The 12,822-nt window shown below is 49.2% G+C and carries 11 protein-coding genes and 2 rRNA genes (1 of these 13 running past the window's edge); 10 read left to right on the forward strand and 3 right to left on the reverse strand.

Annotated features, from left to right (window positions below; all coding sequences use genetic code 11):
* From WBJ53_RS11445 to WBJ53_RS11460, 4 genes are all read left to right on the forward strand, one after another.
* Positions 1-1,490 (forward strand): 23S ribosomal RNA (locus WBJ53_RS11445) (it extends 1,343 nt beyond the left edge of the window).
* 103 nt (positions 1,491-1,593) lie between these two features.
* Positions 1,594-1,704 (forward strand): 5S ribosomal RNA (gene rrf / locus WBJ53_RS11450).
* Positions 1,705-1,871: 167 nt separating this feature from the next.
* Positions 1,872-2,357, forward strand: a complete 486-nt coding sequence (locus WBJ53_RS11455; protein WP_338876255.1) for a (2Fe-2S)-binding protein — start codon at positions 1,872-1,874, stop codon at positions 2,355-2,357.
* Positions 2,358-2,359: 2 nt separating this feature from the next.
* Positions 2,360-4,513 carry a xanthine dehydrogenase family protein molybdopterin-binding subunit gene (locus WBJ53_RS11460; protein WP_338876256.1) on the forward strand — a complete coding sequence of 718 codons (2,154 nt, stop codon included), beginning with the start codon at positions 2,360-2,362 and terminating at the stop codon, positions 4,511-4,513.
* Positions 4,514-4,583: 70 nt separating this feature from the next.
* Here WBJ53_RS11460 and WBJ53_RS11465 read toward each other — a convergent pair whose 3' ends face one another.
* A complete protein-coding gene (locus WBJ53_RS11465; protein ID WP_338876257.1) occupies positions 4,584-4,958 on the reverse strand; it encodes a hypothetical protein in 375 nt (124 codons plus the stop codon).
* Between the two features lie 351 nt (positions 4,959-5,309).
* On the reverse strand, positions 5,310-6,032 hold the full coding sequence (locus WBJ53_RS11470) for a pseudouridine synthase (protein ID WP_338876258.1): 723 nt from the start codon (positions 6,030-6,032) through the stop codon (positions 5,310-5,312).
* A 174-nt stretch (positions 6,033-6,206) separates the two neighbouring features.
* Between WBJ53_RS11470 and WBJ53_RS11475 the strand changes: the two genes are divergently transcribed.
* The 5 genes from WBJ53_RS11475 to WBJ53_RS11495 all read left to right on the forward strand — a co-directional run bounded on the left by WBJ53_RS11475 (position 6,207) and on the right by WBJ53_RS11495 (position 10,489).
* Positions 6,207-7,289, forward strand: coding sequence for a Gfo/Idh/MocA family oxidoreductase (locus tag WBJ53_RS11475; protein ID WP_338876259.1), 1,083 nt, complete (start codon positions 6,207-6,209; stop codon positions 7,287-7,289).
* A gap of 81 nt (positions 7,290-7,370) precedes the next feature.
* A complete protein-coding gene (locus tag WBJ53_RS11480; protein ID WP_338876260.1) occupies positions 7,371-8,366 on the forward strand; it encodes a phosphotransferase in 996 nt (331 codons plus the stop codon).
* Between the two features lie 20 nt (positions 8,367-8,386).
* Positions 8,387-9,193: a hypothetical protein gene (locus WBJ53_RS11485; RefSeq protein WP_338876261.1), complete on the forward strand. Its 807-nt coding sequence runs from the start codon at positions 8,387-8,389 to the stop codon at positions 9,191-9,193.
* 81 nt (positions 9,194-9,274) lie between these two features.
* Positions 9,275-10,048 carry a helix-turn-helix domain-containing protein gene (locus tag WBJ53_RS11490; RefSeq protein WP_338876262.1) on the forward strand — a complete coding sequence of 258 codons (774 nt, stop codon included), beginning with the start codon at positions 9,275-9,277 and terminating at the stop codon, positions 10,046-10,048.
* Positions 10,049-10,141: 93 nt separating this feature from the next.
* A complete protein-coding gene (locus tag WBJ53_RS11495) occupies positions 10,142-10,489 on the forward strand; it encodes a hypothetical protein (RefSeq protein WP_338876263.1) in 348 nt (115 codons plus the stop codon).
* A 76-nt stretch (positions 10,490-10,565) separates the two neighbouring features.
* On the opposite strand, the gene WBJ53_RS11500 is transcribed toward WBJ53_RS11495, so the two are convergent.
* Entirely contained in the window at positions 10,566-11,225 is a 660-nt protein-coding gene (locus WBJ53_RS11500; protein ID WP_338876264.1) for an epimerase, read from the reverse strand.
* A gap of 206 nt (positions 11,226-11,431) precedes the next feature.
* Here WBJ53_RS11500 and WBJ53_RS11505 point away from each other — a divergent pair, with 206 nt between their 5' ends.
* A complete protein-coding gene (locus WBJ53_RS11505) occupies positions 11,432-12,805 on the forward strand; it encodes an amidohydrolase family protein (RefSeq protein WP_338876265.1) in 1,374 nt (457 codons plus the stop codon).
* The last annotated feature ends 17 nt before the right edge of the window (positions 12,806-12,822 follow it).

Consider the following 12,822-nt stretch of genomic DNA (forward strand, 5'->3'; position numbering starts at 1 on the left):
TCCTCCGCGATGGCAGTCAACGGAGGGTTAGTCGGGGTCTAAGGCATAGCCGACAGGCGCAGCTGAGGGGGAAGAGGTTAATAGTCCTCTACTATCCATGCAGGTCATTTGATGACGGAGTGTTTGGGGTTCTACGTCCGGACGGAAGTGGGCGTTGAGCGGAGGCTTCGGCTGAAGCGAAGGACTGATGATGCTTCCAAGAAAAGTTGAATGGCGTTAAGCGTATGGATACCCGTACCGCAAACCGACACAGGTAGCCGGGAAGAATATTCTAAGGTGCACGAATGAATCATGGTTAAGGAACTCGGCAAGATGACCCTGTAACTTCGGGATAAGGGGGGCCTACCTGCGCGAGTGGGAGGCTGCAGAGAAGAGGCCCAGGCGACTGTTTACCAAAAACACAGGACTCTGCTAAAATGAAAGTTGACGCATAGGGTCTGACACCTGCCCGGTGCTGGAAGGTTAAGGGGGGAGCTTAGCGTGAGCGACGGTTTGAACTGAAGCCCCAGTAAACGGCGGCCGTAACTATAACGGTCCTAAGGTAGCGAAATTCCTTGTCGGGTAAGTTCCGACCTGCACGAATGGTGTAACGATCTGGGCACTGTCTCAACCATGAGTTCGGTGAAATTGTAGTAGCGGTGAAGATGCCGCTTACCCGCCACGGGACGGAAAGACCCCGTGCACCTTTACTACAGCTTAACATGGGATGCTGGTCAGGCATGTGTAGGATAGGCGGGAGATTGCGAAGCGGTGTCGCCAGGCATCGTGGAATCAACCTTGAAATACCGCCCTTGGCTGACTGGCGTTCTAACCCTGTAAGGGGGACAGTGTTTGGTGGGTAGTTTGACTGGGGTGGTCACCTCCGAAAGGGTAACGGAGGTTTCCCAAGGTTGGCTCATGCCGGACGGTAATCGGCAGGGGAGTGCAATAGCAGAAGCCAGCTTGACAGTGAGGCATACAGGCCGATCTGGGACGAAAGTCGGGTATAGTGATCCGGTGGTTCCGCATGGAAGGGCCATCGCTCAAAGGATAAAAGGTACGCCGGGGATAACAGGCTGATCTCCCCCAAGAGCTCACATCGACGGGGAGGTTTGGCACCTCGATGTCGGCTCGTCACATCCTGGGGCTGGAGAAGGTTCCAAGGGTTCGGCTGTTCGCCGATTAAAGTGGCACGCGAGCTGGGTTCAGAACGTCGTGAGACAGTTCGGTCCCTATCTGTGGTGGGCGTGGGATGACTGAGGGGGTCTGTCCTTAGTACGAGAGGACCGGGATGGACCAACCGCTGGTGAATCGGTTGTTTGGCCGCAGGCACGGCCGAGTAACTACGTTGGGAACAGATAAGCGCTGAAGGCATCTAAGTGCGAAACTGGCCCCGAGATGAGTCATCCGGTATAAAGGGTTGTGGAAGACGACCACGTTGATAGGCGACAGGTGTAGGTGCAGAGATGCATAGAGCTGAGTCGTACTAATGAGCCCGGACGCGAGTATAATACAGCTTAGAGGAGTTATTGTGTGGATAGTGTTATCGAAGTTTCTCTCTGTGGGCTTAAAGACGAAAAGAAGTTGAGCGTATAAGCTCAAAAGAGTCAACAGGTTGGTGCTGTTAAGGCGGGTGAACACCTCTCCCATTTCGAACAGAGCCGTTAAGCCCCGTACTGCCGATGGTACTGCTGTCACAAGTGGGAGAGTAGGTAGGTGCCACCTGATGAATTGTTGAGAAAGCCCTCCCAAAGAGGGCTTTCTCTGTTTTAGGGGAATCCTAAATACTCCTAAAAAAAGTAGTGCGGCCATTAATAAGCTTTTGGGGCTTTGTAGATGAGTAGTTTCTGAGTTTTCCTAACTTAGCTACGTAGAGTCAACCCTGAAAACCAATGGCTATCTTCAAACTACAAATCAATGGTCGCAGCTATCAGGCCGATGTAGACCCCGATACCCCTTTACTGTGGGTATTGCGTGATTCGTTCGGGCTGGTTGGTACAAAGTATGGCTGCGGAATCGCACAATGCGGTGCCTGTACCGTTCATCTTGACGGCGAGGCTACTCGATCATGTGTTCTTCCTGTTTCATCTGTAGGAAAAAGTAAAGTGACAACCATCGAGGGGCTTTCCGAAAAGGGCGATCATCCTGTTCAGAAAGCCTGGGATGAAATCGATGTAGCACAATGTGGCTATTGCCAGGCAGGTCAGATCATGACGGCGGCATCCCTCCTGAAGCATACTCCCAAACCTACTCAAGCCCAGATCGATGATACAATGACTGGGAACATTTGTCGGTGCGGTACCTATCATCGCATTCGCGAAGCCGTAAAACGGGCATCAGAATATTCTGCATCTTCTAAACCTGCTAAAACCAAATAGCTATGCAGACTTTATCAAAGCCAGGTCGTAGAAATTTCCTGAAAATAGCAACGGCTGCCGGTGGAGGACTTCTGTTAGGCTTCAATTGGGCTGAAACGGAAGCGGCAACATCGGCAATTGTTGATATTGCTGCGGCAGAGAGCGTTGATTTTAACAGCTATCTCTCCATTAATCCGCAGGGCATTATCACTATTTTTTCGCCTAATCCTGAAGTTGGACAAGGTATAAAAACGGCTTTCCCAATCATCGTTGCCGAAGAGTTGGATGCCGACTGGAAAAAAGTTGTTGTTGAGCAGGCTCCTCTGGATACCAAGAAATTTGAGCGTCAGGTTGCCGGTGGTAGCGGCTCTATCCCACACTCCTGGCAGCGTTTGCGCAAAGCTGGAGCAACTGCCCGACAAATGTTGCTGGAAGCAGCAGCCAGGCGGTGGAATGTGCCGGTAGGGGAGTGTAAAGCCGAAAATGGATACGTATTGCATACTGCCAGCAACCGGAGAGCCGATTATGGCGAACTGGCAGCAGACGCCAGTAAGCTAGCTGTTCCGACCGATGTGAAACTGAAAAATACCAAAGACTTCAAGCTCATTGGTACTACGGTTAAGAATGTCGATAATGCGAAAATTCTTACGGGCAAACCCCTTTTCGGCCTCGACTTCTACCGTGATGGCATGTTGTTTGCCATGATTCAGCGACCGGGCTTTGGGTATAAACTAAAATCAGTCGACGATAAAGCCGCCAAAGCAATAGCTGGAATCGTTAATGTGCTAACCTTCGATAACAATGTAGCTGTTGTCGGGAAATCGACCTGGCAGGTCAAAAAAGCTAAAGACGCTTTGAAAATTGAATGGGAAAAGGCCGATGCACTGGAAAGTACAGCCGACCATAACCGACTGTTCAAAGAAATGCTGGATAGCTCAGAAGCGACCGTCCGACGGAAAGATGGCGATGTAGAAAGTGCTTTTAAAAGCGCGGCTAAGGTAGTTAAGGCCGAATACCAATGCCCATTCTTGCCACATAGCCCGTTGGAACCGATGAACTTCTTTGCGCATGTCCGCCCCGATGGTGTTGAGTTGGTTGGGCCAACGCAAACCCCTGAATTAGCCCGTAACGAAACGGCTAAACTGTTAGGAATATCGCCCGACAAGGTAACTGTGCAGCTAACCCGCATGGGGGGCGGTTTTGGACGTCGCTTAAAGGCCGATTATGTGGTCGAGGCTGTTCAGGTATCTAAACTAGTGAATGCCCCGGTTAAACTAATCTGGACTCGTGAAGACGATATGACTGGAGGTAGCTATCGACCGGCTGTCCGGTATCGGTTCGAAGCGGCTTTGGATGCACAGGGGAACATGATCGGCTATAAATTGCGCGGAGCCAGTATTAATGCCGGAAACGCCACACGCGAAGATAATTTCCCATCGGGGGCCGTAGATAACCTGCTGATCGATAGTGTCGATCATAAATCGCCAATTACGACTGGTCCCTGGCGAGCGCCCATCACAAACTTCCTGGCTTTTGCCGAACAATCGTTTCTTGATGAAGTAGCACAGGCAGCCGGTAAAGATCCAGTGCAATTCCGGCTCGAATTGCTCGATAAAGCCAAGCAGAAACCGATCGGTGCAATCAAATACGATATTGACCGGATGAAAGGCGTAATTGAGCTGGCCGCCGAAAAGTCAGGCTGGGGTAAAAAGAAAGGCCCCGACGGAAAGCTACTGGCGCAGGGGTTCAGCGTTTACTTCTCCCACCGCTCCTATGTGGCGCAGGTGGGCGAGGTTGTGATGCAAAAAGGAAAACCCGTTCTGCAAAAAGTCTATTCAGCTGCTGATTGTGGTATTGTTATTAATCAGAGTGGAGCCCAGCAGCAGGTTCGGGGTTGTGTTGTCGACGGAATTGGACATGCCATGTACGGTCATATAACGTTTAAGGACGGCATACCGGAGCAGAAAAATTTCAACGACTATCGGCTTATCCGCTTAAACGAAGTCCCTGAGGTTGAAGTCCATTTTGTACAGAATACCATTGAACCTACTGGCCTCGGCGAACCTTCGCTACCGCCAGCCGGAGGAGCAATTGCCAACGCACTGTTTAAAGCAACCGGCAAACGCCTTAGAAGCCAGCCTTTTGTTGAACAGGAAGAATTTAAAGGTGTTTCCTGACCAATCTGGTTTGAGAGAAAACGCAAAACCCGGTCGATGCCGGGTTTTGCGTTTTTAATTCATTTGTCGTTTACTGCATAGCCACCACACGGGCGGTTTGCTGAACTGGCTGCGTCGACACATTCAGGTGTTTGCGAATGCTGCCTTCGCTCGACCTTACCTCAAGCTCATACTCACCATCGGCTAGTTCGTCAACATTCAGTTTTACCGCATATTTCGACTCCTTTTTGCTAATGCCCTGACGGAATAGAATCTGGTTGTTCGCATTCCGAAGCAGTACAACTACTGGAACGTCGGATGTTTTACTGACAGCAAGCTGAATCTGGTTATTAACTGTTACAAAGGCGCTGGCATCGAAAGGAAGGGCTTTGGGTGTGGTTGGGTTTGCCAGCGTAGCGGCACTCATCAAAATCGAACCGGCCAATTTGCTCATTAGTGTTAACATGGTAGTATTTGTGTTTAGTGTTTGTTGTTTATCTGTTTGTCTTTACTAAGCCAAAGGTTGTGCCAATTGGATTTATTGTTGATTATCAGCATGTTATGTGTTTTGCTGATCGCTGATAACGTCCACAACCGGACAGCCTCTGTTCACTTGCGGACAAAAGTACAGGGGCTTTTTTCCCGATTAAAACAACAAATTATGAGATGGCTCTTTTCGATGATGAACCGTATAAAATTTGGTGTGAGCGGTTATTTCGTGGTTATTGAGTCTTTGCCTATGTTTTTTTTGCCAGATAACGATGGCTTACAGAATAATCATTGGTTGTTTTGGTAAGTAAGAAATAGTTTGACGAGGTTAATGATATTTTCCGAATAATTCATGCATCATACGTTGAAATTCAGATTGTGGGGGGGCGGAAATGACGATGGTTTCTGAAGAAAGGGGATGATTAAACTGAAGCTGACAGGCGTGTAGCAGCATGGTATTCATCTGAAAATGATCCAGAAAAAGTTTATTCTGCTTGTTGCAGCCGTGCGGACGATCACCAATAATGGGGTGCAGAATATGGGCCATGTGCTTCCGCAACTGATGCATTCGGCCGGTAGTGGGCGTGAGCTCAACGAGTGAGTAGCGGGATGTCTGATGTTTGCCGAATGGCAATGGAATTTCGGTACGCTGGAGGGTTTTCAGGCGCGTAACAGCATCCTGAACTACACCGTCGTCGCGCCGGAGTGGATAGTCAATAACCTGTTCATTAGCCGTATAGCCACGAACAATAGCCCGGTAGGCTTTCGATAATAAACCATCAGCAAACTGTTGCTGCATCAGGGAGTTCATGGTCTCATTCAGGGCAAAAAGAAGAACACCACTCGTTTTGCGATCAAGTCTATGAACCGGATAAACCCGTTGCCCAAGCTGGTTGCGGAGAACCTGAACCGCAAATTCGCTGGCATCGCTGGCAATTGGCGACCGATGCACCAGCAGCCCATGTGGTTTATTGATCGCTACCAAGTCATCCGATCGATAGAGTACATCGAGCGTGGCAGTTGAAGGAAGTGATGACGAATCTGAATGCATAGCCTACAAAATTACTTGCAGATTACGAATATCTGTTCTGCAAACCACTACAGCACTTCTGATAGATGTACTATCTTTGTGGTTCGATCGAATAGTTTAGCATCAAATCGCTACCTGAGAATTGCTCAGACGATCCAATGCGCCTAACACTAACTACCTGTCAACGTCATTTTCATGTCTCTTTCAACAAATTCATTGCGGGTGCTTGTCGTCGGATGCGGCAACATGGGAGCTTCCCATGCAACCGCGTATAAAAACCTCGACGGATTCGAAATTTGCGGTATCGTATCGACCGGTAATAGTAAGGTTATACTCAACCAACGACTGGGTGGCGGCTATCCGCTATTCGACAATTATGCAACAGCATTAGCCGAAACCAAACCCGATGCTGTTTGTATTTCGACCTATCCCGACACCCACGAATCGTTTGCTATTCAGGCTTTTGAGCAAGGCTGCCATGTGTTTATCGAAAAGCCAGTGGCCGACACCGTCGAAGGCGCTAAGCGAGTTATGGCTGCTGCCCAAAAAGCGGGTAAAAAACTCGTTGTGGGCTATATTCTGCGGCATCATCCGTCCTGGGAAAAATTTGTTGACGTGGCCCGCGAGATGGGGAAACCGCTGGTGATGCGGATGAACCTAAACCAACAGAGCCACGGAGCCATGTGGACCGTTCACCGGAATCTGATGAAAAGCCTGAGCCCAATTGTCGATTGTGGAGTTCATTATATTGATGTGATGTGCCAGATGACACGTTCGAAACCCGTTCAGGTAAATGCCATTGGTGCCCGACTGACCGACGAAATTCCGGCTGGTAATTACAATTACGGCCAGCTACAGATCCGTTTCGAGGATGGCTCGGTGGGCTGGTATGAAGCCGGGTGGGGACCCATGATGAGCGAAACAGCTTTCTTTGTGAAAGACGTAATTGGGCCGAAAGGCTGTGTGTCGATAGTGGCGAAAAATGCCGGAGCAGCTGGTAAATCAGATGATGTTGATTCCCATACGAAAACCGAATCGCTTCGGGTTCACCGGGCAACATTGAATGCAAATGATGAATTTGCAGAAGCCGATACCTGGATCGATATGCAGGATGAACCGAATCATCAGGAACTCTGCAACCGGGAGCAGCGCTATTTCCTGAAAGCAATTCAGGAAAACCTGGACCTGACCGATCATATGCAGGATGCCGTTAACAGCCTGCAAATTGCGTTTGCCTGCGACGAATCGGTTCGGACGGGTTTGCCGGTGTATTTGTAAACTTACTTACGTACTGGATTGGGGCTGTGTAAACCACAGCCCTTTTTGCGTTAGATAACCCAGCTTTTAACTCACTCTGTCATGAACATCTTTCCTACCCAGTACTCTACGTTATCGACAGTTGCATTAACCAACCATATTGAAAAGCACTATGGTCTCACGAATCTGACGGGAAAATTCCTGTTGCACGGCGTGAGTGATACCTATCGACTGGATGGCCTGACCGATAGCTATATTTTCAAGGTATATCGAAGTGCCCATCGAAAGCTGAATGAAATAAAAGGCGAAGTCGAGCTGATCCGTATTTTGCACGAACGTGGGGCTCAGGTTTCCTATCCGATTCTGGACCGTAACAACGAGTCAATCCAGGTATTCTCTGCGGCCGAAGGAACGCGCCATGGGGTATTATTCTCGTTTGCTAATGGCAAAAACGTCTACGATTTTACGGATGAACAACTGCGGATTATTGGGCGTGAGATGGCATTTAACCACAATATTACCTCCCAAATCGAATTGGCCTATGAGCGTAACGCATATGACATTGAAACTACGCTCCAACGGCCGCTCCAACGGCTGAAACCCTGGTTTGTCGATGATCCGGAAGGGTATTCATACTTACTGGCCATTGCTGGTCAGGTTATTCAGAAACTCGGAACGTTCGATACCGATTGTTTTAGCTATGGCTACTGCCATTATGACTACTTGCCTAAGAATTTCCATTTCGACGGTGATCGGTTAACGCTATTCGACTTCGATTTTGCGGGGAAAGGGTTTCTGGCAAATGATCTGGCGTCGTTTCTAGTCCATTTTTTCTTTCATACTGCCACGGGTAAAATCACGAAAGGAGAGGCCGATCGTCAATATCTCCTTTTTGTAGAGGGCTATCGGCAAATACGGCCGTTGTCGGATGAAGAGTTGGAGGCAGTACCATTTCTGGGTATCATGTTCTGGATATTTTATCTGGGATTTCAATACGAAAACCTGGACGATTGGGCCAATACCTTTGCCGGACCGCGCTATCTGAAAGAGCGCGTCTCTATTATTAAGCGGTTTTCGGAAATGTTTTGTCGGTTTTAACACAAAGGCATTATAGGGCTATGCAGTATGTATATGGTTCTCTTTTAGGTTTCTTCTTCATGGTATTAATGGGAAGCAACAATGGCAGTTTTGGTCAGAAAGCTCAGGAGATACGGCGCTTTCAACTGCCGCAGGTGCAGCAGGGCGTAGCGGTCGATCAATCACATTTTTATGTCATCAACAACCATTCGCTGACGAAACATACCAAAGCCGATGGCAAACAGGTGGCAGCCTGGCAGGATACAACCGGACTGCTGAAACACATGAACAGTGGCGTGGTGCTGGGTAAAAAACTGTATTGTACACATTCCAATTATCCCGATGTGCCGATGGCCAGCTCTATCGAAATTTTTGATACCAGCACACTGCGCCATATTGGAAGCCATAGCTTCGGGCTGTTTCCGGGGTCTGTTACCTGGGCCGATTTTTATCAGGGCCACTGGTGGGTCGCCTTTGCCAATTACTCGAACAAAGCCATGGCCGAAGGGCGCGACAATCGGTGGACAACACTGGTGAAATTTACCGAAAGCTGGCAGCAGGTGGAAGCCTGGGCGTTTCCGGGTAATGTGCTACAGAGTTTTTCGCCTTACAGTACGTCGGGTGGAACCTGGAGCAACGATGGCTTCATCTATTGCACCGGGCATGATAAGCCGGAATTATATGTGCTTAAACTACCCGAACGGGGCCACACGCTCCAATACATAAAAACCATTCCGACCGTGAGCGAAGGGCAAGCCTTTGCCATCGACCGGAGCATAAAAAATAAGGTAATCCTGTATGGCATCACCCGGAATGATAATTATGTGGTCGTGTCGGTAATCGACTAAGATGCAAGTTCGGTACCGTTGAATGAAATAGACCCAAAATCTGTTGCCAGGAGAGCGGTTGGTTTTATACAATCTCCTGATATGAATACCGAGCTATTTTTACCCACAGCCCAGTTGAGCCACCTGGTAAAGCGGTTTATGATCATCGAAAGCGATCTGGGAATGGTCAATAAAATTCTGCCTACAACGTCGGCTGTTATGGCCTTTCGATATAGGGGCGGAGTGAGTTATACGACCGACGCCACCGACACCAGCTTACCAACATCGGTCATCACTGGACTTCGTAATACGACCCGACTGGTAAACTACGCCAGTGCTACTGCCAATCTACTGGTTATTTTTCAGGAAGGCGGAGCCGCTGCCTTGGTGCGCGAGCCGATTCACGAACTGTTTGGCTTAAACGTGGCGCTCGATTCGTTATTTCCTCCGCAACTGATCCGTGATGTGGAAGAACAACTGGCCGAAGCAAAGAGTAATCGGCAGCGGGTGTCAGTCGTAGAGAAATTCCTGATTCGGCGAATGACTGGCATTACGACCGATGCCCTTGTTACGAACGCAATTCGGAACATTCGGCGGACCAACGGGGCAATTCGCATAAAAGAACTACTGACCGACTTGCCCATCAGTCGCGATCCGTTCGAAAAACGATTTCGGCGTATGGTAGGAACCTCGCCCAAGCAGTTTGCCGAAATTGTTCGCTTTCGGCACATCATTAATCGCTACTCACCAGGAACAAGCCTGACCGACACGGCCTATGCCGCTGGCTATTTCGATCAGGCGCATTTTATCAACGATTTTAAGTCGTTTACCGGTCAGTCTCCGCAACAGTTTTTCAAGGCTGGCCGCTACTGGTAAATCAATGATTTTTTACAATTCCGGGGCTGATCGTCAGGGTAGTTTTGCATCGTCAGACGCGAGATGCGTTGCTAAAACAAAACAATGACGACCATGAACGAATATGTTTTTTTAGTGCAGTTTGGCACACAACAGACGTTAACGCCGGAACAACAGAAGCAAAATTCCGCCGATTGGGGAGCGTTGATTCAACACTGGACTGAGCAGGGTGTATTTGTTGGCAGTAGCCTGATCAACCAGCCAGGGGTTGTCATTTCGGGACCAGAGCGGGTGATTTCGCTGGGTTATCTGACCGATTCGAATTTTCGGGTAGTAAGTGCCATTCGGGTGATGGCCGCTGACCTGAACGCAGCCACTGAGATGGCGAAAGCTTGCCCAATTCTGGCCTATCAGGGTAAAATAGAAGTGCGGGAAGTGCAGCCGAGGCCCGTTCTAGCTTAGTTAGTGTCGTGTTATTGGTCATTTGTCAATGGTCATTAGAAAAACCAATGACCATTGACAAATGACCAATGATTTTTTATTGTTTGGCCAGTTCCACAATATCGTTTACCTCCAAAATTTGCTTTTCGTAGCCTTTCGTTACAGTGTTGACCATGGCCTGTCCCACTTCTTTCAGGGTACAAAAACCGGCCGGGTAAAGTGCTCGGCCAATAGGATATAGCCAGGCTAAAAAAGTGTAGTAGCTTTTTATGTTTTTCTGGCCGGGAGTCGCTTTCATAAAGCCCGGCCGGAACATATATGCCTTTTTGAACAGGCGCATTACGGCATTTTCGGTGGCTCCCTTCACACGCGCCCAGGCAACCCGACCTTGTTCTGAACTGTCGGTGCCTGCCCCGGTAACGTAGCAAAACGTTAAATCAGGGCTTTTTTGGGCCAGAATTTCGGCAAAATGCAGGGTCAGGTCGTAGGTCAGGTGTTTGTATTCATCCTGACTCATGCCCACCGACGATACGCCCAGACAGAAAAAACAGGCGTTATACCCTGCTAGCTGATCGGCAATGGGGGCCAGGTTGAAGAAATCTTTGTGAACAATTTCGCGGAGTTTTGCATGCGAAAAACCGCTGGCTTTGCGGTTCACAATCAGCACTTGTTCCACATCAGGATGGTTCAGGCATTCGAGCAGGACACCTTCGCCTACCATGCCCGTAGCACCGGTAATAATGGCTTTGACTTTCATGAGACAGCTTGTTCGGAAATGGCTTGTGGGTTATTCAGGCCGAAATAAATAAATTTACCAACCTGATTGCGTGAATTAGCGATTGACTATCAGGATATTGTTTGCTCAGTGACTGAATCGTTCAATTACATAGTATCCAATCAGAACGGGCCGAAATTGGTTCACCATCGGCTAGTGCTATTCCTGACAACAAACTCGTTCCTATCATGCGAACCTTACTTTTTCTCTTTATTAACACGGTGCTCCTGGCACCCTGCGCCACGCTCCCCGCGCAAACCCTCGCCAGCAATGCCCAACGCGAAATCGTATTCCGGTCGGTGAATGTGATTCCAATGGACCGTGAACGCGTACTGGACAATCAAACTGTTGTGGTGAAGAACGGCCGGATAACGGCGCTCGGAAAGGAAGGAAGTGTAAAATTTGGTAGTGATGCGCTGGTGGTTGACGCCAAAGGAAAATACCTGACACCCGGCTGGGCGGAGATTCATGCGCACGTGCCGCCGAACGACGACATTCAGGCCATGAAAGACGTGCTGATGCTGTACCTGACCAACGGGATCACCACTATTCGAGGGATGCTGGGCCACCCCAAACACCTCGAACTACGCAGCAAAATCAACAGCGGGGAAATTCTGGGACCACATTTCTATACCACAGGACCATCGTTCAACGGGCAAACCGTCAAAACGGCCGAACGGGGTGCCGAGATGGTGCGTGAGCAAAAAGCGGCTGGTTACGATTTTCTCAAACTGCATCCCGGTCTTACGCTGGCCACCTTTCCGGCCATTGCCAAAACGGCTCATGAAGTAGGGATTGGATTTGTAGGCCATGTATCGTTCAACGTAGGTGTCTGGCGAGCTATTGAGGCAGAATATTCGTCCATCGATCATCTGGATGGATTTGTAGAAGCCATTGTGCCGCGCTCGGATACACTGGCTGAGCCGGAAACGGGTTTGTTTGGGTCGTGGATTGCCTACCGGGCCGATGTGTCGCAGATTCCGAAACTGGTGAAGGGCTTGCGCGACAAACACATTCGGGTCGTTCCGACGCAGGCGCTGGCTGAACGCTGGCTTTCGCCACTACCCGCCGATGCGTTTGCTAATGCGCCAGAGTTCAAATACATGAAACCGCAGGAGATAACGAACTGGCTGAATCAGAAGACCAGCTACAACAGCAACCCCAATTTCTCGAAAGAACATGCCGAGAAGTTAATCCAGATTCGTCGGAAGCTGATTTACGAATGCCAGAAAGGCGGTGTCGATCTGCTGCTGGGTTCCGATGCACCACAGGTGCTCAACGTGCCGGGTTTTTCGATTCATCACGAAATGAAATACCTGGTTGATGCGGGGCTCACACCCTACGAAACCCTCCGAACCGGAACGGTCAACGTGGCCTCGTACTTTAATAAGTCAGATTGGGGAACGATCAAAACCGGAAACGTATCAGACCTGGTGCTGCTGAACGGAAATCCGTTGAACGACATCACCCAGACGCGCAACATTGAAGGCGTTATGATGGGTACGAACTGGCTCTCGAAAGAGTATATCCAGAGTGAGTTAAAGAAGTTGGAGAAGAAATAGTTTTTGACAGGATTTAC

It is taken from the genome of Spirosoma sp. SC4-14, assembly GCF_037201965.1.
GTDB lineage: Bacteria > Bacteroidota > Bacteroidia > Cytophagales > Spirosomataceae > Spirosoma.

Excerpts from the sequence above, each read along its gene's own strand:
- WBJ53_RS11505 (WP_338876265.1), top strand. The coding sequence starts at position 11,432 with ATGCGAACCTTACTTTTTCTCTTTATTAACACGGTGCTCCTGGCACCC.
- WBJ53_RS11500 (WP_338876264.1), bottom strand. The coding sequence starts at position 11,225 with ATGAAAGTCAAAGCCATTATTACCGGTGCTACGGGCATGGTAGGCGAA.
- WBJ53_RS11490 (WP_338876262.1), top strand. The coding sequence starts at position 9,275 with ATGAATACCGAGCTATTTTTACCCACAGCCCAGTTGAGCCACCTGGTA.
- WBJ53_RS11475 (WP_338876259.1), top strand. The coding sequence starts at position 6,207 with ATGTCTCTTTCAACAAATTCATTGCGGGTGCTTGTCGTCGGATGCGGC.
- WBJ53_RS11470 (WP_338876258.1), bottom strand. The coding sequence starts at position 6,032 with ATGCATTCAGATTCGTCATCACTTCCTTCAACTGCCACGCTCGATGTA.
- WBJ53_RS11480 (WP_338876260.1), top strand. The coding sequence starts at position 7,371 with ATGAACATCTTTCCTACCCAGTACTCTACGTTATCGACAGTTGCATTA.
- WBJ53_RS11460 (WP_338876256.1), top strand. The coding sequence starts at position 2,360 with ATGCAGACTTTATCAAAGCCAGGTCGTAGAAATTTCCTGAAAATAGCA.
- WBJ53_RS11465 (WP_338876257.1), bottom strand. The coding sequence starts at position 4,958 with ATGTTAACACTAATGAGCAAATTGGCCGGTTCGATTTTGATGAGTGCC.
- WBJ53_RS11495 (WP_338876263.1), top strand. The coding sequence starts at position 10,142 with ATGAACGAATATGTTTTTTTAGTGCAGTTTGGCACACAACAGACGTTA.
- WBJ53_RS11455 (WP_338876255.1), top strand. The coding sequence starts at position 1,872 with ATGGCTATCTTCAAACTACAAATCAATGGTCGCAGCTATCAGGCCGAT.
- WBJ53_RS11485 (WP_338876261.1), top strand. The coding sequence starts at position 8,387 with ATGCAGTATGTATATGGTTCTCTTTTAGGTTTCTTCTTCATGGTATTA.